Source organism: Bradyrhizobium sp. LTSP885 (genome assembly GCF_000938305.1).
In the GTDB taxonomy this organism is placed as follows: domain Bacteria; phylum Pseudomonadota; class Alphaproteobacteria; order Rhizobiales; family Xanthobacteraceae; genus Bradyrhizobium.
Genome location: NZ_JYMT01000042.1, coordinates 953052 through 973206 on the forward strand (window position 1 = coordinate 953052; position 20155 = coordinate 973206).

Consider the following 20155-nt stretch of genomic DNA (forward strand, 5'->3'; position numbering starts at 1 on the left):
TCGTACTGGCCTGAACCGCGTCAATGCGGACAAACTTTTACTATATAGATTAGATTTTCTATATACGCGTTGGGAAGCGTATCCGCCCGGCGACACCGCCAACCGCACAACGCCATCGGAGCGACCATGAGGACGACTGCTGTGACCACCGATCATCCCAATACAAAACTGTTCTACGGCTGGTTCGTCGTGGCCGCCGCCTTCGTCGTGACGTTCACAGGCTTCGGCAGCGCCTACACGTTCTCCTCGTTCGTGGAATCCCTGCAACGCGATTTCGGCGCCTCGCGCGGCTCGGTGTCGCTGGTGTTCTCCTTCGCAGGCTTCCTGTATTTCGGCCTCGGCGTGATTTCGGGCCCGCTTGCCGACCGCTGGGGTGCGCGGAACCTTGCCGCCCTCGGCATGGGGCTGGTCGGTCTCGGCCTCGTCCTGGCGAGCCGGGCCCAGACCATCGTTCAGGTCTACGCCGCCTACAGCATTGGCATTGGAGCCGGCGTCGGCTGCGCCTATGTGCCGACGCTCGGCGCCGTGCAACGCTGGTTCGTCAAGCGGCGCGGCTTCGCATCGGGGCTCGCCGTCAGCGGCATCGGTGTCGGAACGCTGGTGATGCCGCCGCTCGCAACCTGGCTGATTGTAAACCTCGGCTGGCGCGACGCCTATCTCGTGCTGGGCATCATGGCCGCCATCATCGGCATCGGTTCATCGCTGCTGATATCAGACGATCCGCGCCGGCATGGCACCGGACCGGACGGCGATCCGCTTGAGACTTCAGGCACGCCGATCCGCCAGGGCGTATCGATCCGCGATGCCCTGCGGACACCCCGCTTCGCCGGCCTCTATGCAGCGTGCCTGATCAGCGCCTTCGGAGTGTTCGTCCCGTTCGTGCATCTGGTGCCCTTTGCCGTCGACCATCAGGTGGCGCCAGCGGCTGCGGTGCTGCTGCTCGGGATGATCGGCATCGGCAGCACCGCCGGCCGTTTCTTTCTGGGCGGCATCGCCGACCGGATCGGACGGGATACGTTCCTCATCGCGATGTATGCCGGGATGGCCGTCTCGCTCGCGATCTGGGCGGTCGCCGGCGGGTTCTGGTCGCTGGCGATCTTCGCGCTGCTGTTCGGCGTGTTCTATGGCGGCTGGGTCGCGATCCTGCCCGCTGTCGTCACCGACCATTTCGGCGGCCGCAATGTCGGCGGCATCATCGGCATCCTCTACACCAGCGTCGCGATCGGAACGCTGCTGGGTCCGAGCGCGGCAGGCTTCGCCTTCGATGTCAGCCACAGCTATGTCATTCCGATTGCGATCAGCGCCGCCGCCAATGTCGTCGCCGCCCTCATCGCGGTGGCGACGAAGCGGACCGGCTCGCCGATTGCTGAGGTTGCGCAATCGTGACGGTCGATGCCACGCCTCGGGCTGACCGCGATCTATCCGGTACGATATTGGTTGTAGATGCGAGGCCTCAGTTCCGTGCCTGCTGTATTGCCTTCATGAGAGCCGCTGCCCCGATGGCTCCCGGCACGACGACATTGCCGACGACGTATCCCGGTGTACCGTTGACGCCGAGCGACTGGCCCAACTGCCGGTCTTCGTCGAGCGTCCTGGAAATCTCGTCGCTCGCCATGTCGGTTTCCAGTTGCGCCATATCCACGCCGGCGTCCTTGGCGGCCTCAAGCGCGGTTTCGCGATTGGCGGGCCCCCTGCTGCCGAGCAGCTTTTCGTGGAAGCTGAGATATTTTCGTCCGCCCGCATCCTGCATGCGCACTGCCACGCCGATGCGCGCGGCCTCCAGGGAGCCCGGCCCGAGGATTGGAAATTCCTTCAGCACGATCCTCAAATTCGGATCGTCGGCGATCAGTTTCACCGTGTCTGAAAGTGCGCGTTTGCAGTAACCGCAATTGTAGTCGAAGAACTCGACGAGGGTCACGTCACCCTCGGCATTGCCCAGCACGACCTGGCGCTGCGAGTTGAACAGCAACTCCGAATTGCTCTTGATCGCTGCCGACCTGTCGGAATTGACCGGCCTTGCATTCGGCGCCTGCGCAAGGGCCGGGTCGCGCTTCTTCATCATGTCGATGATGGCTTGTTGAAGGACTTCCGGGTGCTTCGCGAGATAGTCCTTGACCATGTCGCCGATTTCTTCGGGGTGCTGCGCCAGATATTCTTTGACGATCGTCTCGATTTCGCCGCGAACCGATTGCGCCGACGAGGAATGGATCGACACTGCGGTCGCGATGGCGAAAGTCACGAGCGTCATGATTGCGGCCTTGCGCGCGGCAAATGCCATCAGGCTTACTCCTTGCATGAATCGGTTGCCGACGCCGGTCATCTGCAGACTTCCTTGCCATTGATGAGAATGCAGCGCTGTTGGGGAACAACCGGCCTCAATGACGGACGCAGCCCCGGCGCCGGGGACGGCTGTATCTGGTTGGGAACGGGCCGGCCCGGCGGCGGCAGGACCGGACGAATTGGCGATGGCGCCGTTTCCCGCACCGCCGGCGGCAATGGCGGCGCGATCTGCTGGGACGGCGGTGACGGCTGCACCGTTTCAGGTGTTGCGCGAATGCCCGGCGGCGGTCGTGTTTCATTCGGCGGCGCCTGGGGCGGCAGCGGCCTGCCCGGCACGGCGCAGCGGCCATCGGCGGTGATCCGATTGTCGGCGCAACAGCTGCCATCGGGCATTCGCTTGTAGCCGGCGAAACATTGCGGGACTTCGCCGGAGCGCAGCGCCGGGCATGTATTGGTCTGGGGATCGACGAGCTGGCTGCAGCATTTCGCATTGCCACCCGCGTCCGTGTAGGCATTGGCATTCGGGCAGCACACGCCGTTGACCATTGTTTGGCGCTCGCCGCAAACAGGGATGGCAATGCATGCCCGGCGATTGTTCGGATCGGGTGTCTGCCCCGCAGGGCAGCAATATCCGATCGACGTGACCTGGCCGGGCGCACAACAGCTTCCGGTCACCGTCGGTATCAATCCGTTCGCGCAGCACTTGCCGCCGGTGGAGATCGTGCCCGGATTTCCCGGATTATAGGGCGGGATGCCGCTCTTGAGATCGGGCTGACATTGCGCGTTGTTTGGCCCCGACGGTGTCTGTCCTGTCGGACAGCATTGTCCACTGGAGGTCAACTGGCTGGCGAGGCAACACGACTTGCCGGCCCATTTGTAGCCTGCCGCACAGCAATTCGGATCGGTCGAGCCCGGCGCGCATTGCGGTTGCACCGGCGTGCCCTTGGCGGGCGGCACGCACTGACCATTAACGACCGAAGTGGCGCAACACAGCTGCGCGCCGCCGTTGCCGGTATAGACCCTGCCGGCATCGCAGCATGCATTGCTTGCCCCGGCCGGAGCGCTGCCGACGCCGCAGATGCTGTTTGCGCAAACGCCTCCGGGCTTGAGGTCGCCGGGTGAACAGCACTTGCCGCCAACCTGCTTGTTGGGCGCAAAGCATGCGGTCATTTTGCAGACGCCCTCCGGTCCGGACGCCTGACCAGGCGGGCAACAGCCGCCGCCGGCATTGTTCGGCGACCACCCCGGCTTGCAGCAGGCACCATCGCTGCTTTGCTGCGATGACGCGCAGGACAGTTTTGGCGGAAGTTTCTTGCATTCGCCGGTCTTGGGATCGGGAGAGAGACCGGCGAGACACTTGCTGATGAGTTTGCCGCAGGCGCCGGTCTTTGGATCGGGCGTCGATCCGGCGGGACAGCTCTTGCCGGGCGGCTCGCAGGCGCCCGTCTTGGGATTCGGTTTCGAACCCTGCGGGCAGGCGAAGACCAACTTGCCGCAGGCACCGGTCTTGGGATCGACGACCGAACCGGCGGGGCAGCATTGCCCCGTCGCGCTGATCGCCGAGCCCGGCGCACAGCATTGCCGTCCCGGCCACGCCGTGCCGCCGACGCAGAGCGAATGGCATTTGTTGTCGAAGGGGCTGACCTGCTGGCCCGGCGGGCATTGCATCTGCTGCTTGGTCGGCTGGCAGACATTGCCGACATTCGGCACATCCTGCTTGGCCCAACCAATCTGGCACACCGCCGGATTCAGGACCGGCGAATGGCTGACACACCCGAGGATGCCCTTTCCTTGTGTCGGCGAGGCGCCGCCGATGCATTTGGCGTTTCCGGGGTTGTTCGGATCGAAAGTCGCGTTGTCGAAACCGAGCCCGCAAAGATTCTGGCTCTTGGCGTCCTGTTTCCCGTTCGGGCACCATGGCTTGCACTGTCCGCCGGCGCTCGGAGACGTGCCCTTCGGACAGCATTGAAATCCTGGCTTCTGCTGATCGACGGGGCAGCTGAGGTCCGGCGGCGGCGGGATCGTTCCACCGTCTTCGACCCAGGCGAACCAGCTCGGTAGCATCCAGCCGCCGCGCAAGACCGGACCGCAGACGCGCCAGATCGCAATATCGCCGAGATGTCCTCGCGCTGCGTCGTCGTCGAAGCGGTTATTGTAGTCGATGAAATAGCTGATCAGCGGCGGCGTGTTGTTGGGCCGGATGGTCCAGGCGAAATTGCCCTGCAATCCATCGACGTCGAGCGGGCCCGACTGTTTCAATCGGGCGGCGAGAGACTGATCCGCCGCCTCGCGCAGTCGCTCGCCGCTCGACCAGAGAAAGCCGCCGCAAGTGCCCTGCGCGATGCGGCCAAGGCGATCATAGTCGAATCCGATGGAGACGCCGCCATTGCCGTTGGTCATGGCGCCGGGAAAACCGATCGCGAAATCATCCGGCACCATTTGCCAGGTGCGCGGCAGCCCCGGATAGTTGGTGACGATGGCGTAACGGAGAATACGGCCGCCCCCTTCCCGCGTCAGCGCATGAAAATCTTCCGCCCCGGTTGGATCGGGCCGTTCGGCGAGGATCATCCGCCCCTGATCGTCAAACGTGATCTTCGAGACTTCCGACGAGCCGGAGCCGGGAGGAACGCTGAGTTCCATCACCGGGTCGATCAGCCCCTTCGCTGTCACCTCCACCGACCAGACCTGCAGGCCATCAGCGACGGCGTAGTAGAGCCGGCCGTTGTGAATACCCAGACCGGAAATTCGGCGCGCCGGTGCCGCGTAATTCCAGGTCTCCGGCTGGGCCGCATTGAATTGTGGGCTCGTGATGTCGAGACGCCTTGCCGGATCGAACGCAACCGGTGGAAGTCCCTGCGCAGCGCGGCCCTGGACGCCGTGGTCGTAGCGGCCGATCTCGGTGCCGGTGCTACCAAAGCGATGGATCATGCCGGTCTCGCGATCGGCTGCGAAGAACGTATCGCTGTCGGGATCGTAGGCGAGGCCGCCGAGTGCCGGGCCGGAATTGGCGACACCATCCAGCTTCACATTTGCAAACAGGCTGACCGCGCCGGTTACGCCGTCGATCTTCCAGATCGAGCCCGGCCCGCCGTCGGGCGCGGCCTGGCCCCACATGCCCGGCATGAAGCTGGCGCCGGGAGCACCGATGCGGGCGTGGGTCAGGACGCCATTATTGCCGGGCCTGACAATGTGCAGGCCGTAAGCGGATGTCGCCGCGGCATAGATATTCGGCGGCACCGCATTATCGAGCGCGACCGCGAAGACCTGGCCGATTTGCCCGGCGAGGATGGTGAACGGCTTCGGCGCGTTGACCAGCTGTGCGTTCGGCGGCGCACCCATGTTCTGCAGATCGACGACGCGCAGCGACGGGCCATCGATGTCGATGAATGTGAAGCCGAGCGGGTTGACCCCAGGCGCCATCTGCGCCGGCCCAACCGCACCGGGGAAGCCGCTGACGGCAGCATTGCCAGGAATGAGAAGTCCATGCGGGGCAGTCTGCGCCGACACCTGCAAGGTGCCGATCGGCAGCGACAAAATGGCCGCAGCAAAACCACCTGCCAATCCGATCGCCAACCGCTGACCCAACCACCGTTTCATGGTGCGGGCTGTCGACATCGCTCTACGTCTTCTTCGGCGCTTGCGCCGGTGCAGGAATTTTATTGACGGGAGGCGTCGCCGACACGCAGCTGTCGCCGTGGGCGTCAGGTTTCATGCCGTCCGGACAACATGTGCCGCACGACGTCGACTGCGACGCGGCACAACAGGCGCCGCCTGCGAGCATCACCTGGCTCGCATCGGTGCACGGCGTGACGCAGACGTCGCCGACCTTGGTCAAGCCGGCGGGGCAATCGCAACTGTAGCTGCAGGTCTGCTGGTTGCTGATGGTGCTGAGCAGGCCGGCGGGGCAGCTCGGTTCGCATTTCGGCGGAGGCGGAGGACAGGTCTTGTCGGCGCTGACCGGCGATCCGCTCGGGCACATGCATATGTAAGCGCCGGCGCCGGAGTCGCTCAGGGCTTGCGACCCGTCCGGACAGTGGCAAGAAAGGTATCCGATACAGTTTCCGTTGTCGTCGCCGTATTGATCCCAGGTCTGCATCACCGGCGGACAGAAACAATAATTGCTGTTGCCGCCGCTATATCCCGGGGTGGTGGCCGAAATGCAAAAACTGCCTTGGCAGTTGTAACCGTTGTCGGCGCCGAAGCCGGGGCCGGCGTCGCAATTGTTGGCGTTTCCGACAAACGGTTTGGACCAGTCCCAGTCCCAATAACCGCTCGCGTCCTGATATTTCGGATCCGGCCTGCAATTGATCAGCGCCGGTTGTGTCGGTGGCGTGTCGCTGCCGCAGTCACTGAATCCCGACCAGACGTTGTCGTGCAGCCAATCGTCCACCGAGCACAGGGCATCCGTCACGCAGCTCACAAAATCGCCCCCGAGAGCACCGGGGCCTTTCCATTCCGCCGTCTTGCAGGCGCACACTACGACGTCGAGCGCGCTTGAGGCTGCAGCGGAGTCGGAATTCAGCTCGTCAATGACGGGCGAAAGCGCCGGACTGTCTCCCCCCGGCAGGTTCTTCAGGATCGTGCCGACTTTGGAAGCGGACGCATTCGCCTGCTCCGCAGCATTGCAGAAATCGTTACCTTGAGGCGCCTGCAGCAACGCGATGACATAGGCCAGCACCGGGTAAAACGCCGGATCCGCGACCTGAGGCGAGCAGCTCAGGGGAATATTGTTGAAGGTGTCCTTGGCTGCCTGGCCAATATCGCTCAGGCTACAGCCGGGATTCGAACGAGCGGGCGCCGCACATAGCGAAATGGCTACGAAAAATGCAGCAACAAACTTGGCCGCCAAAAACCCGCGTTTCATAATCTGTTCCCCGAGCCCAGGGAAGAATGCGGTAAATTTACACCTCTTTCGAAGCCAGGCTAGGGAAATTTCAACGACTACGCCGCAAAAGGCGTCATCGCATCGTTGATTTTGGATTCATGGACCCTTTCCCGGGTCCGGCGATTGCGACTTAATGTTGCTGGCAGATCGAGATATCATCCTGATCTGAACAGGGCATGTACCAAACAACAAGCCGCGCGGGCCAACGGTCCGCCGAAGCGCAATCGAAACGCGCCGATTTTCTTCGGCCCCTGGCCGCATCGCGCACGTAATCTCGTCGAACGATCCTTCAACAGGATCAAGCACTGTCGGTGTATCGCCACCGCGATGCCAAACTCGCCGCCAATGACGTCACCTTCGTCAAACTGGCAGCCACCCGTTCCGGTTCCATCGGAACGGAAAAGGCTCTAGTTCGAGGTTGTCCACGCGCGGGCTTCGCGCTGGGCGGAGGCGATCTCGACATCCGACATCTGCTCGGCGATCTCGCGGCGCATCGCGATTGCCTCGGTGCGGCCCTTCAGGGCGGCGAGGTTGAACCATTTATGCGCGGCGACGAGGTTGACCACACCGGAGCGGCCGCTCGCCCAGTAGAGACCGCGCTCGAACAGCACGTCCTGGATCGCAGTCGCCGCAACCGGGATGGCGGTGTCCTGATCGATGAAACCCTGAAACATTGTCGCAACTCCCCTTTTTGTTGTTGGCCGCCCTCCCCCGAGCGCGGCCCCCGTCCACTGTCCAAATCGCCTCATCTTCCCCGCGCTGATCCTTGATCATGCGCCGCGCTAATCCTTTGGATTATGCGCTCGCCGTTAGCCGGCTTGTTGGGATGATCATGGCCCATCAAATTTGAAGAGCGGTTTAAGTATCGCGATGAACGGGGTGTAAATTGGCGCCACGCCCCGCGATTCCGGGAATCGCAGAAGTGCCTGTGCCGCAGTCACTTCCCGGCATTCGTGAACGCCGGTTTACCCTTGTGCTTCGGATTGCGATAACCATTGCAGACAAAGGCGGCGCGGCCGGTGACGGCCATCGTCACACGCAATCGGATTTGGGGTCGAGGAAAGGTCGTAAGGACCGACGAGCGGGTCAGGGTTCCCCGCGCATCGGACGCGCCAGCGGCAAGCGAAGCCGTCCGGCCTGCAGGCGATCAAGGAACAGATATCTGGAAAATGGGTGCCAGGCGCGGAGTGCGCGGGCCGCCGGAACGAGGGCGTCGGCGAACACGTCAGGGCCAGATCTCACTTGGGCATTCGCGCCGGTGAAATTGCGGAGCCAGAAGCATCCGCACCGAACGAAGAAAGCTCTTGCTTCTTCTGCAGGACCGATCTGGGGAGAGCGAGCTCTCTTTCAAGAGCAACCCCTGCCGAAATTCGATCCAGCCGTTTGACCTGATGTCTCGCCGACACCCTCTTTCGTCAACCAGAGCCTCGGGAGACTTTGCCTTGCGGCAGTCCGCCCGGTGGCTCTCGTGACGCGCCGGCATCAAGCCGCCGGCAATCCTCTCGAGCCGAGAAGAGTTACTTCTTCTTCTTGGCGACCTTGCGGGTCTTCTTAGCAGTCTTCTTCACTGCGCTCTTCGCCTTCTTAGCCTTCTTAGCTTTCTTAGCCATGTTGCCCTCCAGTATGTGTGAGATGGCTCTACTTCGCTGCGTGCATTCGGGAATCGAGATGCACACCCATCCCGAATACACCAACACATCGAAAAAAACAGCGTCTCGCTTAAGGAAGTGTTGACGCAGCGATGCGCCGCGGTGCCGCGCGCGTCGCCGAACAATTCGACGACGCGTTCGCGCGACGATGTAAAAAGTGCAGCCACCGCCGACATCGGCATTTGTCAACATCGCAGGAAAGGCTAGCGCCAAAGGCATTTGCTGAATTCGCATCTCGTCGATCGACGCGCGATCGTCATCGTCGTGAGTCGATGCCGCGGCCGAAAAACGCGCCGGCGCGGACGCTGAGTCGCAGAATTTGGCAATGAAAAAATTTTCGTGGGTAACCCGTCTTCGCCCCATCGGCGGTCGCCAAAACCGGATTTCCGGACGAATCGCCGACAGGGCGATTCGGTCGCGACAGGCGTCATCGCGACGACGAAGGGCAGCGTGTGAGGCAAGATCACGTCGCGCTGACACGCGTGCGACGACACCGGAACAGACGACCGAGAGATGATCGAGACGACGCATCCGCGTCGTCTTCGGTGTTCGCTCAGATGCCGAGCTTGGACTTCAGCAGATCGTTGACGGCCTGCGGGTTCGCCTTGCCGCCGGACGACTTCATCACCTGACCGACGAACCAACTGACCAGCTGCGGCTTCGCCTTGGCTTGCGCGACCTTGTCCGGATTGGTTGCGATGATGTCGTCGACCACCTTCTCGATCGCGCCGAGGTCGGTGACCTGCTTCATGCCGCGCGCCTCGACGAGCGCGCGCGGATCGCCGCCCTCCTGCCAAACGATCTCGAACAAGTCCTTGGCGATCTTGCCGGAAATCGTCCCCTCGCCGATCAGACCGACGATCGCGCCGAGTTGCTCGGCCGACACCGGCGAGGCCGCAATGTCGCGGCTCTCCTTGTTCAGCCGCCCGAACAGTTCGTTGATCACCCAATTGGCGGCAAGCTTGCCGTCGCGCGCCTTGTCGGCGAGGCCGGACAACACCGTCTCGTAGAAGTCGGCGCTCTCGCGCTCGGCCACCAGCACGCTCGCATCATAGGATGAGAGACCGAAACCCGTAATAAACCGGGACTTCTTCTGATCCGGCAGTTCCGGCAGATCCGCCTTGAGCTCGTCGACGAAGGCCTGGCTGAATTCGAGCGGCAGCAGATCCGGATCGGGGAAGTAACGGTAGTCGTGCGCCTCTTCCTTCGAGCGCATCGAGCGCGTCTCGCCCTTGTTCGGGTCGAACAGCCGCGTCTCCTGGTCGATTACACCGCCGTCCTCGATGATCTCGATCTGGCGCCGCGCCTCGTACTCGATCGCCTGGCCGATGAAGTTGACCGAGTTCATGTTCTTGATTTCGCAGCGGGTGCCGAGCGGACCGCCCGGCTTGCGCACGGAGACGTTGACGTCGGCGCGCAGGCTGCCCTTCTCCATGTCACCGTCGCAGGTGCCGAGATAGCGCAGGATCGAGCGCAGCTTGGTCACGTAAGCCTTGGCCTGCTCGGCGTCGCGGATGTCGGGCTTGGAGACGATCTCCATCAGCGCGACGCCGCAGCGGTTGAGGTCGACATAAGACATCGTCGGCGACTGGTCGTGCAGCAACTTGCCGGCGTCCTGTTCCAGATGCAGCCGCTCGATGCCAACAGTGACGCTGCGGCCGCCGTCGAGCTCGAGCACCACCTCGCCCTCGCCCACGATCGGCGACTTGTACTGGCTGATCTGGTAGCCCTGCGGCGAGTCCGGATAAAAATAGTTCTTGCGGTCGAACACCGAGCGCAAATTGATCTTGGCGTTCAGCCCGAGCCCGGTGCGCACCGCCTGGCGGACGCACGCCGCGTTGATCACGGGCAGCATGCCCGGCATCGCGGCATCGACCAGCGAGACGTGGCTGTTGGGATCGCCGCCGAACGCGGTGGACGCGCCCGAGAACAGCTTTGAGTTCGAGGTGACCTGGGCATGGACCTCCAGGCCGATCACGACTTCCCAGTCGCCGGTGGCGCCTTTGATCAGTTTGTGGGGTGCGGCAGAAGCGTTCATGGCTCTCGGTGTCCGGACATCTGATATCTGGGATGGATTGGGCTTCGCGCAACCGAAAGCGGCAGTCAAGCCGGCTCCGAGCATGATTTGGGCTTACAGCCCGTGCCGGAACGACTGATAGGCCTTGCTCAAGCGCAAGGCATCGCCGCCGCCGGCGATCAGCTGGTCGACCTGCTCCGCGGGGAGTGAAAACCGCGTCGGGATGGCGTTCAGGATGCCGGCGCGTTCGGGGCCGAGCTGGTCGAAGCTCAGCCGCTCGATATAGAAGGAGACGTCGCCGCACTTCCAGTTGGCGCCGACGCCGAGCCTCACGCGCTCGGCCGCCGACAGGCCGCAGCGCCAGCGCTTCAGCTTGCCGTTCCAATCATTGGCCAGCGCCGTGAACGCCGCGTAGCTCGACCGCACGCTGGAATCGATCGCGGTGTCGGCCGCCGCGGACACAAGCTCGACGCCGTTCGGGCCCTCCAGGGTCTGCACGAAGTCGCCGGAGATGCCGCGCCCGGCATCGACCACCAGAAACAGCACGCGCCTGAGTTTTGCCGCCTGCCGCTCGCTCAACGGCTCGTAGGGCCGCTGCGCCGCGAGCAGCCCGATGCTGATGCCGGACAGGCCGTAATTGTCGACGAGGCCGCCATCGAGCAGCTTGACGTAGCGCATCGAGCCGTCGCGGTAGCGCGCCTGGGCCTCGGCAAACGAGCGCAACAGCGGCTGCGCATTCGGATCGTTCCTGACACGCTCGAGCCAGGGCGGCAGCGGTGCCTTGCAGCCGCCGGGAAAGGTCTCCAGCACGATCGGCGCGAACGCCAGCGGCACCGCCGCCGAGGCGGCCACCGCTTCGGCGACGCGGTAGGAGCGGATGTCGCTGCACAGCGCGTCGAAGGCGGTCTTGCCGAACACGAAGGGCGTGCGGTTGTAGATGTCTGACGCGTTGATCCAGACCCGCGGCCTGCGGTCGTCGGACAACGAATCGAAGCGCGCACCGTTGAACAGGTTGCGGTCGAGCCAATCGGTGAACTGGCTGTCGTTGATGCCACCGCCGAGCGCACGCCCGATATTGCCGAGCGAGATCTGGGTCTTCAGTCCCTCTTCGGCGTTGCGCAGCAGGAAGCGTTCGCGGAAATCGTCGAGCGCCGCGCGGCGCTTGAGGCCGAAATAGGCGGCGGTGACCGAACCGCCGGAGACGCCCGACACGAAGTCGACGCGGTCGAGCAGCGTCTTTGCGCCTGATACACCGGACCGCGCGCGGTCGAGTTCCCCGAGCACGCCGAAGGAGAACGCTGCGGCGCGCGTGCCGCCGCCGGAGAACGACAGCGCGAGCAGGACATCGTCCTGGTAGTCCGGAATGTCGCGGGCGCTGTTGTTGTCGGCGAGCGCGGCACCAAGCGGCACATTGCCGGGCAGATTGTAGACGGTCGCGCAGCCCGCAAGGCCCGCCGCCACCACGGCCACCAGCACTGCCGGCAGCCACGCCCCTATGCCCGACCCACGCACGAATACTCTCTTGCCACTGGGCCCCCGCCCCGGTTCCGCAAGCGTATCACGGGCAATCTGGGCGGCGGCATGGCGGCCGAAACAGGGTTAATGATCGCGGTGCCTCGGCACCGGCACGATTACGTGCGCTGGGGCAGCAGCGTGGACACGATCCGCTGCCACTCCGCCTCGAGCGCATCCTTCGCCACCAGCTGGCCGGCTTGCCGATACCAGTAGCCGGCATTGCCGAGATCTCCCTCGACGCGATGCAGATAGGCGTGCACCCACGCCGAATTGGCGTCGCTCTCGTCCTGCACGATTTTGTGCGCCTGCTCCCAATCGCCCTTGGCCGCCCACCACAGCGCCGCGAGCGGCGGCGACAGCCTCGCATCAGGCGCAGCGTCAGCGAGACTGGCGCGGAACTCGGCCATCGCTCACCACCATTTCGGCGGAGTGAAGTGACCCGCCGCCTGCTCGATGACGGCACCGAGCGAGAACAGCGTCTCCTCGTCGAACGGACGGCCGATCAATTGCAGGCCGAGCGGCAAGCCTTGCGCATCCATGCCCGATGGGACCGCGATGCCCGGCAGGCCCGCCATGTTCACGGTCACGGTGAAGATGTCGTTGAGATACATCTCGACCGGATCGGCGCCCTTTTCGCCGACACCGAACGCAGCCGACGGCGTCGCCGGTGTCAGGATCGCGTGCACGCCCTTGGCGAAGCAATCCTCGAAGTCCTTCTTGATCAGCGTCCGCACCTTCTGCGCGCGCAGGTAATAGGCATCGTAATAGCCGGCCGAGAGCACATAGGTGCCGATCATCACGCGGCGGCGTACCTCGTCGCCAAAGCCTTCGGCGCGGCTGTTCTCGTACATCTCGATGATGTTCTTGCCCGGCTCGCGCAGGCCATAACGCACGCCGTCATAGCGCGCGAGGTTGGACGAGGCCTCCGCCGGCGCCACGATGTAATAGGCCGGCAGTGCGTATTTGGTATGCGGCAGCGACACCTCGACGAGTTCGGCACCGGCGGCCTTCAGCCATTCCGCGCCCTGGCTCCAGAGCTTTTCGATCTCGGCCGGCATGCCGTCGAGACGATACTCCTTGGGGATTCCGATCTTCATGCCCTTCACCGACTTGCCGATCGCAGCTTCGTAATCCGGCACGGCGATATCGACCGACGTCGTGTCCTTCGGATCGTGGCCGGCCATCGAGCGCATCAGGATCGCGGCGTCGCGCGTGCTGCGCGCGATCGGCCCGGCCTGGTCGAGCGACGACGCGAACGCGACGATGCCCCAGCGCGAACAGCGGCCGTAGGTCGGCTTGATGCCGACGGTCGCGGTGAACGCCGCCGGCTGGCGGATCGAGCCGCCGGTGTCGGTCGCGGTCGCGCCCATGCAGAGCAGCGCCGCCACTGCCGAAGCCGAGCCGCCGGACGAACCGCCCGGCACCAACGCGGTGTTGGAGCCTCCGCGCCGCCACGGGTTGGTCACCGGGCCGAAGCACGAGGTCTCGTTCGACGAGCCCATCGCGAACTCGTCATTGTTGAGCTTGCCGAGCAGCACCGCACCGTCGCGCCAGAGCTGCGACGTCACCGTCGACTCATAGGGCGGGATGAAATTGCCGAGGATCTTCGAGCACGCGGTGGTTCTGATGTCGCGGGTCGCGAACAGGTCCTTGATGCCGAGCGGAATCCCGGCGAGCGGGCCGCCCTCGCCCTTCGCGATTTTCGCGTCGGCGTCCTTCGCCATCTCGCGCGCGCGGTCGGGCGTCGGCAAGACATAGGCATTGAGCATGCGCGCGGCCTCGATCGCGGCGAGATGCGCCTCAGTCAGCTCAAGTGCGGTGAAAGACTTGCTCGCCAGGCCCTGACGGGCCTCGGCGATCGTCATCGATGTCAAATCAGTCATTTATTGATCGGGCTGCAGAAGAACGGAGACAGGGTCTTGTCGTTGGCGGGATCGTCTTGCCGCGCCTTGCTATTTTCCTTGGCGCGCGCCGCATCGAGCGCCTCGAGCTGGTCGAGCACGGCATCGATCGCCTCATTGGGATCGGCGACCTTGCCCTTCCGCTCCATCACATCGAGGAAGTCCATATAGGCCTTGTAGGCCTTCTCATCGTCGCACAGCATGCACATCGGACTGTCGTTCCCGGATCGTAAAAGAACTACTCGACCACCTTCGGCACCAGGAAGAAATGGTTCAGCGTATCGGGCGCGTTGCGGACGATGTCATCGGCGATCTCGCCGTCATTGACCACATCGGCGCGCTTCTTCATCTCCATCGGCGTCACCGAGGTCATCGGCTCAACGCCCTCGACGTTCACCTCCGAGAGCTGCTCGACAAAGGCCAGCATCGCGTTCAGCTCGCCCTGGAGGTGGGGAACTTCGGCGTCGCTGACCGCGATCCGCGCCAGATGCGCGATGCGGCGGACAGTCGTGGCGTCTACGGACATAATATAGGGCCCCAAGGCTCACAGGTCAGCCTGAAAGGTCAGGCTCAAAGGTCAGGCTGAAAGGTCAGCCTGCCGTATAGCAGAGGCCGGTTTTGCGCCGCAACCGCGCCAACGCAACCCAAGGCGTCGGGGCTATGCGCTTTTCGGGAACAAAGGCCGGAAAAACGACCGTTCATAGCGGATGAAGCAGCCCGTCTCCTTGGCGAAGGCCACGGCCTTCCGAACGTCCGGATCCAGGGCAGCGTCCTTGCGGTACTGCTCGTAGGCCGCGAGGCTCGGAAAGCTGAACATCGCCAAGGCGATGTCGCTGGCTCCTTCGGACGGCAGAAAATAGCCGTGATGAATACCGCCAAACCGGGGCATCAGCTCCAGCCACATCGCACCGTAAGCCTCGAAGTCGGCGAGCTTGTCCGGGTCGACTTCGTACCGCAGGTAACAAGTGATCATGTTGTGGTGCTCCCGCGCCAAGTGAACCGCCGTCTCACCATGTCCGGGCGCCGGCAGCCGATGATTTAGACTGCAAAACCCCACGACGAAACCACTTTGCGCCCCCGACGCAGTCGTCCTGAAACATTCCCGGCGCGTAGTCGTTCCAAACAGAAGAAATTTGGAGCGCGTCATGTCCATGCTCAACAGCAGCCCGCGGCCGGAAGGCTGGGATCCCGCCCTCTGGTCGATCGGAACGGTCATCGGGTTCGCGATCCTTTACGTTGCCTGCCTGGCCTAAGCGGGCAAGCAGCCATGTCCCAGGCAAGAGGCCTGCAGGAAAAGGCCGAGATGTTCGAGCGCCGCGCCGAAAGCGCCAGCGATCCGATCTCGAGGCGGCACTACAAGGAAATGGCCGCGCATTATCGCGTGCTCGCCGCGGAGCATCTTCAGATCAACCGCGACGAACCCGCGCATCAGGCCTGAGACAAAGCGCTCATCCGCGCCAATGCGGCCCCCGCCAGCGCCCTGGTGAGCTCGGCCGCAGGCATCTCGCGGCCCATTCGGACCGCCTGGCCGGCCCAAAGATTGGTGAAATCGACCTTGCCCTGCTTTTCGGCAGCCGCCTTCAGCGACCCGAGGGCGGTTGCGGCATGCGGGAACGCAGGCGCGTCTGATGAAATCGGGCCGACCTCGCGCATGACGCGGTTGGCGACGCCGCGCGCCGGCCGGCCGGTCATCACATTGGTGATAACGGTCGTATCGTCCCGTGCCTGCGCCAGCGCAACGCGGGCCGCGGGACCGACGGTCGATTCCGGGCAGCGCAGATAGGCCGTGCCGATCTGCACCCCGGACGCGCCGAGCGCAAACGCCGCCGCGATCCCGCGCCCATCGGCGATGCCGCCGGCCGCCACGACCGGCACCTTCACCGCATCGACCACCTGCGGCACCAGCGCAAACGTGCCGGGCTGCTCGGCGATGTTGTCGGTCAGGAACATGCCGCGATGGCCGCCGGCTTCAGCCCCCTGCGCGATGATGACATCGGCGCCGTTCTCCTCCAGCCAGATCGCCTCCTTCACAATGGTGGCCGACGCCATCACGATGGCGCCTGCCGCCTTGACGCGCTGGAGCAGCTTTGGCTCCGGCAAGCCGAAATGGAAGCTGACGATCTCCGGCTTCAACTCCTCCACCACCGCACAGAACGCGGCATCGAACGGCGCACGGTTCGCGGCATTAACAAGCGCATCCGGATCGAGCCCGTGCTCGCGATAGTAAGGCGCCAGCCGCTTGCGCCACGCCGCCTCGCGCACGGGATCGGCCTCAACCGCGGTGTGGCAGAAGAAGTTCAGGTTGACGGGTGCTGCCACGCGCTGGCGGATGATGTTGACCTGCTCGCGCGCCTTCTCCGCCGACAGCATCGCGCAGGGCAGCGAGCCGAGCCCACCGCCCTGGGCCACCGCGATCACCAGTTCCGCATCCATCACGCCGGCCATCGGCGCCAGCACGATCGGGAATTCGGTCTTGAAGAGGTCGATCAATCGACGGTCTGGCCACATGGTGTGTCCCGTGCGGTTTCAGGTGACAGAGGGAAGAGAGTTGCGCCGGCCCTGCAGCGATTGCTCGGCCTCAGCGACGATGCGGCCGACGATCTCGGCAGCAGAAGGAATATCATGGATCAGGCCGGCAGACTCGCCGGCAAACACCGCCGCGATGTCGAAATTGCCGGCAGCCTTGGCCTCGGCGTACTCCACCGCAACCTCGTCCGCCCGCTGCATCAGCTCGATCTCGCGGCCGCTCCAGCGCCGCAGATGATCGTTGACCAGCGTGCGCGCCGTGAATGGCGCAGGCCACATCAGTTTGCGCGACCAGTCGAACACGACGCCCCGCGCCGTCTCGCCGCTCTTGGCCGCGCATATCAGTTGCTTCGCCTGCTCGGCGCCGTCGGCTTCGATACTGGCATAGAAGCGCGTTCCCATCAGCACGCCGGATGCACCAAGCATCAGCATCGCCGCCAGCCCGCGCCCGTCAGCAATGCCGCCGGCAGCGACCACCGGCACACGTCCCGCCGCGAGATCGACGATCGCGGGCACGATATCGATCGTGGTACGCGACGCGCCGTGACCGCCGGCCTCGGAGCCCTGCGCGATCAATATGTCGGCGCCGCAGTCGAGCGCCTGCCGCGCCATGTCCTCGTCCTGCACCTGGCAAATCAAAAGCGCGCCTGCGGCCTTGATGCTGGGCGCGAACGGCGCGGGATCGCCGAACGACAGCATCACCGCGCGCGGTTGCGCCTCAAGCGCGAGTTCGAGCAGTTCAGGCTGCTTCGCCAGGCTCCAGGTGATGAAGCCGATACCGAACGGTCGATCAAAGCCCTTCAGCTTTGCGATGTCGCCCACAAGCCGGGCGCGATCTCCGTAGCCGCCGCCGAGAATGCCGAAGCCGCCGGCTTCACTCACTGCCCTGACCAGCCGGGTGCCCGCGATCGTATCCATTGGCCCCAGCAGGATCGGGTGCTGGATGCCCAACCGCGCGGTCAATTCGGTGCTGACAGGCATGCGTTTGCTCCCGGTTCTGGACAGCAACCCTAAGCGGGCCTAACATTCTCTGAAAATGAATACTTGAGAACTCTGATATCTCAAAAACAAAACGGAGCGTGCCGTGGAACTGACCGATCTCCTCACCTTCTCCACCGTCGCCCGGCTCGGCGGCATTACGCGCGCCGCCGAAGAGCTCAACACCGTCCAGTCCAACGTCACCCAGCGCATCAAGGCGCTGGAGGCCGAGATCGGCACCGCGCTGTTCGAGCGGCACAGTCGCGGCATGACGCTGACCGGCGCCGGCCGACGGCTGTTGCCTTACGCGCAACGCATGGCGGCGCTGTCGCGCGAGGCCGTGCTCGCCGCGCGCGATGATGGCGAGCCGAAGGGTCCGCTGTCGATCGGCTCGATGGAGACCACAGCCGCAGTGCGGCTGCCGACACTGCTCGCCGATTTCCATCGCCGCTATCCTGCGGTGCGCCTGACGCTGCGGACCGCACCGACCGCCGATCTCGTCGCCGCAGTGCTCGACGGTACGCTCGACGGCGCGTTTGTCGCTGGTCCGATCGAGCACGCCGAACTCACCACAACGGTCGCCTTCCAGGAAGAGCTGGTGCTGGTCACCGCGCAACGCTGGACGTCCCTTGCCGCCTTGCGCGCTGGTACGCCGGAGTCCGGCCCGACGGCGCTGGTGTTCCGCACCGGTTGCACCTATCGGCAGCGCCTCGAGCAGGCATTCACCGAGTTCGGCTGGCCATCCGCGGCGCGCTTCGAGCTCGGCACGCTCGACGGCATGATCGGCTGCGTCGCCGCCGACATGGGCGTGACCATGCTGCCGCGCACCGTCGTCGAGCGCGATCACGTCCAGCGCGACGTCAGCATCCACAAGCTCAGCCCGCAGCACGCGCGCGTCGAGACGCTGTTCATCCAGCGCCGCACCGCGCATCAGTACAGCGCGCTGCAGGGATTTGCCGCCTGCCTTGGCGGTGGCGATCGCGTGATCGCCGCTTGACGCATGCGATCATGCAGCGCGGGCCGCCGGCGGGGATCATTTGGTCAAAAACAGATTGATCTCGTCGAAGAACCGGGCTGCGGCGGGTTCGTGCTTCAGGAAGAGGTGATTTCGCCCGGGAAGCGCTACGAAGCGTGCTCCGGGGATCCCGGCCGCCATCTGACGCCCCGCATCGATCGGAACCATGAGATCGCCGCGCACATGCATGACGAGCGTCGGCACCTTCACGTGCGGGAGCAACTCGCGCACATCGACATATCCCACCACGTCAAAGTAACGCGCCGCGCATTCAGCCGATGTGGTCTTGCGCTGCAGGTCGTTGAACCAATCAGCCTGTTCCTTTGTGCCTTCAGGAATGAAATGCGAGGTGAACATCTGCCGAAATGCCGGATCATCCATGCCCCAGCCGAGGCGCATCAAGGTCCCCATCGCCTTGCGCTTCTCAAGCTCCTGCGGCGATCGCTTCGCGCCGCCCAGCGCAAAACCGCCATACAGGATCAGGTGAGATAGGCGCTCCGGATGCCGCGCCGCATAGGCAACGGAAATGGCGCATCCCTGAGAGACGCCCAACAGCGGAAAGCGCTCGAGCCCCATGGCGTCAACAACGGTTTCCAAATCGCTGACCCACGCGTCGAGAGACACCTCATCGACATCCCAATCCGACAGCCCGTTGCCTCGCGCGTCGTATCGAACCAGCGTGTGCTCTTTCGCCAATCCCTCCAGCAAATGATGCCAGATCGGGCTCTCCCAATCATATTCAAGATGGTTCATCCAGTTCGCGGTCTTGACCAAGGGTGACCCCTGCCCCACGGACGCATAGGCAAGGCGGACCCCATCGGGCGCCCGGCAATAATTGATCTGCTGCGCCATGCTGACGGAACTGAAATTCACCGAGAAGACCTCGACGGGCTTCGCGATGTTCTTGAGGTTGCGAAACCCCATTTTCTCGCAAGTGAACGAGAGTTTCTCGACCAGATGATCGTGGGCCTGGCGCGAAATGCAGATTCCGCCCGGTTCGGCAATTCCCTCGAGCCGTGCGGCAATGTTGACGCCATCGCCATAGATATCGTCGTCTTCAATCATGATGTCGCCGAGGTTGATGCCAACGCGAAATTCGATCCGCTTGTCGACCCTGACCCGCGCATTCCGCTCGCTCATGCCGCGCTGGACGTCAACAGCGCATCGCACCGCATCAACCACGGACGCGAACTCGACCAGTACGCCGTCTCCGGTCGACTTGACGATACGGCCGTGGTGTTCTTCGATTTTCGGATCGAGCAACGCTTGGCGATGCCCCTTCAATTGCGCGTGGGTGCCTTCCTCATCGATGCCCATGAGGCGGCTGTAGCCAGCTACATCCGCAGCCAGAATTGCTGCAAGCCTGCGCTCCAAGATGCGTCCTCCGAT

Annotated in this window: 18 protein-coding genes; 3 read left to right on the top strand and 15 right to left on the bottom strand. The window is 64.0% G+C overall.

The genetic code is table 11. From position 1 onward, the window contains the following. Positions 1-126 precede the first annotated feature (126 nt). Positions 127-1386, top strand: a complete 1260-nt coding sequence (locus tag UP09_RS33485; protein ID WP_044542548.1) for an MFS transporter — start codon at positions 127-129, stop codon at positions 1384-1386. 67 nt (positions 1387-1453) lie between these two features. On the opposite strand, the gene UP09_RS33490 is transcribed toward UP09_RS33485, so the two are convergent. The 12 genes from UP09_RS33490 to UP09_RS33545 all read right to left on the bottom strand — a co-directional run bounded on the left by UP09_RS33490 (position 1454) and on the right by UP09_RS33545 (position 15220). Beyond that, positions 1454-2278 (bottom strand): DsbA family protein, encoded by an 825-nt coding sequence (locus tag UP09_RS33490; protein ID WP_044542754.1) that lies wholly within the window; start codon positions 2276-2278, stop codon positions 1454-1456. A gap of 38 nt (positions 2279-2316) precedes the next feature. Beyond that, positions 2317-5877: a hypothetical protein gene (locus tag UP09_RS36545; RefSeq protein WP_156164901.1), complete on the bottom strand. Its 3561-nt coding sequence runs from the start codon at positions 5875-5877 to the stop codon at positions 2317-2319. Positions 5878-5899: 22 nt separating this feature from the next. Further along, entirely contained in the window at positions 5900-7144 is a 1245-nt protein-coding gene (locus UP09_RS33500; protein ID WP_044542549.1) for a hypothetical protein, read from the bottom strand. 428 nt (positions 7145-7572) lie between these two features. Next, the gene (locus UP09_RS33505) at positions 7573-7839 is read right to left on the bottom strand and encodes a hypothetical protein (protein WP_044542550.1); all 267 of its coding nucleotides are present in this window, start codon (positions 7837-7839) and stop codon (positions 7573-7575) included. An 843-nt stretch (positions 7840-8682) separates the two neighbouring features. Then, positions 8683-9345 (bottom strand): hypothetical protein, encoded by a 663-nt coding sequence (locus tag UP09_RS33510; protein WP_156164902.1) that lies wholly within the window; start codon positions 9343-9345, stop codon positions 8683-8685. Between the two features lie 22 nt (positions 9346-9367). Continuing rightward, the gene (gatB, locus tag UP09_RS33515) at positions 9368-10852 is read right to left on the bottom strand and encodes an Asp-tRNA(Asn)/Glu-tRNA(Gln) amidotransferase subunit GatB (protein WP_044542552.1); all 1485 of its coding nucleotides are present in this window, start codon (positions 10850-10852) and stop codon (positions 9368-9370) included. 93 nt (positions 10853-10945) lie between these two features. Next, on the bottom strand, positions 10946-12307 hold the full coding sequence (locus UP09_RS33520) for a patatin-like phospholipase family protein (RefSeq protein WP_044542553.1): 1362 nt from the start codon (positions 12305-12307) through the stop codon (positions 10946-10948). 155 nt (positions 12308-12462) lie between these two features. Next, complete coding sequence (locus UP09_RS33525; protein ID WP_044542554.1) at positions 12463-12753, bottom strand: hypothetical protein; 291 nt, start codon at positions 12751-12753, stop codon at positions 12463-12465. 3 nt (positions 12754-12756) lie between these two features. After that, positions 12757-14229 (bottom strand): Asp-tRNA(Asn)/Glu-tRNA(Gln) amidotransferase subunit GatA, encoded by a 1473-nt coding sequence (gatA, locus tag UP09_RS33530; protein ID WP_044542555.1) that lies wholly within the window; start codon positions 14227-14229, stop codon positions 12757-12759. Then, positions 14226-14456, bottom strand: coding sequence for a hypothetical protein (locus tag UP09_RS33535; protein ID WP_044542556.1), 231 nt, complete (start codon positions 14454-14456; stop codon positions 14226-14228). Before UP09_RS33535 ends, gatA begins: the two co-directional genes overlap by 4 nt. 29 nt (positions 14457-14485) lie before the next feature. After that, positions 14486-14773, bottom strand: coding sequence for an Asp-tRNA(Asn)/Glu-tRNA(Gln) amidotransferase subunit GatC (gene gatC / locus UP09_RS33540; protein ID WP_044542557.1), 288 nt, complete (start codon positions 14771-14773; stop codon positions 14486-14488). A 132-nt stretch (positions 14774-14905) separates the two neighbouring features. Then, positions 14906-15220, bottom strand: coding sequence for an NIPSNAP family protein (locus UP09_RS33545; RefSeq protein ID WP_044542756.1), 315 nt, complete (start codon positions 15218-15220; stop codon positions 14906-14908). 294 nt (positions 15221-15514) lie between these two features. Between UP09_RS33545 and UP09_RS37930 the strand changes: the two genes are divergently transcribed. Beyond that, positions 15515-15685, top strand: coding sequence for a hypothetical protein (locus tag UP09_RS37930; RefSeq protein ID WP_156164903.1), 171 nt, complete (start codon positions 15515-15517; stop codon positions 15683-15685). On the opposite strand, the gene UP09_RS33550 is transcribed toward UP09_RS37930, so the two are convergent. Together UP09_RS33550 and UP09_RS33555 are read right to left on the bottom strand one after the other, a co-directional pair. Next, complete coding sequence (locus UP09_RS33550) at positions 15676-16755, bottom strand: NAD(P)H-dependent flavin oxidoreductase (protein ID WP_044542558.1); 1080 nt, start codon at positions 16753-16755, stop codon at positions 15676-15678. The two genes, UP09_RS37930 and UP09_RS33550, sit on opposite strands and share 10 nt — an antisense overlap. Before the next feature lie 18 nt (positions 16756-16773). After that, positions 16774-17778, bottom strand: a complete 1005-nt coding sequence (locus UP09_RS33555; RefSeq protein ID WP_283806034.1) for an NAD(P)H-dependent flavin oxidoreductase — start codon at positions 17776-17778, stop codon at positions 16774-16776. 79 nt (positions 17779-17857) lie between these two features. Here UP09_RS33555 and UP09_RS33560 point away from each other — a divergent pair, with 79 nt between their 5' ends. Beyond that, a complete protein-coding gene (locus UP09_RS33560) occupies positions 17858-18748 on the top strand; it encodes a LysR family transcriptional regulator (RefSeq protein WP_044542560.1) in 891 nt (296 codons plus the stop codon). A gap of 36 nt (positions 18749-18784) precedes the next feature. On the opposite strand, the gene UP09_RS33565 is transcribed toward UP09_RS33560, so the two are convergent. Continuing rightward, positions 18785-20140: an alpha/beta fold hydrolase gene (locus tag UP09_RS33565; protein ID WP_044542561.1), complete on the bottom strand. Its 1356-nt coding sequence runs from the start codon at positions 20138-20140 to the stop codon at positions 18785-18787. Between the last annotated feature and the right edge of the window lie 15 nt (positions 20141-20155).

Bases quoted from the DNA above. Each gene is read 5' to 3' on its own strand.
- UP09_RS33490 (WP_044542754.1), bottom strand. From the start codon at position 2,278: ATGGCATTTGCCGCGCGCAAGGCCGCAATCATGACGCTCGTGACTTTC.
- UP09_RS33545 (WP_044542756.1), bottom strand. From the start codon at position 15,220: ATGATCACTTGTTACCTGCGGTACGAAGTCGACCCGGACAAGCTCGCC.
- UP09_RS37930 (WP_156164903.1), top strand. From the start codon at position 15,515: ATGTCCCAGGCAAGAGGCCTGCAGGAAAAGGCCGAGATGTTCGAGCGC.
- UP09_RS33500 (WP_044542549.1), bottom strand. From the start codon at position 7,144: ATGAAACGCGGGTTTTTGGCGGCCAAGTTTGTTGCTGCATTTTTCGTA.
- UP09_RS33505 (WP_044542550.1), bottom strand. From the start codon at position 7,839: ATGTTTCAGGGTTTCATCGATCAGGACACCGCCATCCCGGTTGCGGCG.
- UP09_RS33550 (WP_044542558.1), bottom strand. From the start codon at position 16,755: ATGTGGCCAGACCGTCGATTGATCGACCTCTTCAAGACCGAATTCCCG.
- UP09_RS36545 (WP_156164901.1), bottom strand. From the start codon at position 5,877: ATGAAACGGTGGTTGGGTCAGCGGTTGGCGATCGGATTGGCAGGTGGT.
- UP09_RS33535 (WP_044542556.1), bottom strand. From the start codon at position 14,456: ATGTGCATGCTGTGCGACGATGAGAAGGCCTACAAGGCCTATATGGAC.
- gatA (WP_044542555.1), bottom strand. From the start codon at position 14,229: ATGACTGATTTGACATCGATGACGATCGCCGAGGCCCGTCAGGGCCTG.
- UP09_RS33510 (WP_156164902.1), bottom strand. From the start codon at position 9,345: ATGCGTCGTCTCGATCATCTCTCGGTCGTCTGTTCCGGTGTCGTCGCA.
- gatC (WP_044542557.1), bottom strand. From the start codon at position 14,773: ATGTCCGTAGACGCCACGACTGTCCGCCGCATCGCGCATCTGGCGCGG.
- UP09_RS33525 (WP_044542554.1), bottom strand. From the start codon at position 12,753: ATGGCCGAGTTCCGCGCCAGTCTCGCTGACGCTGCGCCTGATGCGAGG.
- UP09_RS33485 (WP_044542548.1), top strand. From the start codon at position 127: ATGAGGACGACTGCTGTGACCACCGATCATCCCAATACAAAACTGTTC.
- gatB (WP_044542552.1), bottom strand. From the start codon at position 10,852: ATGAACGCTTCTGCCGCACCCCACAAACTGATCAAAGGCGCCACCGGC.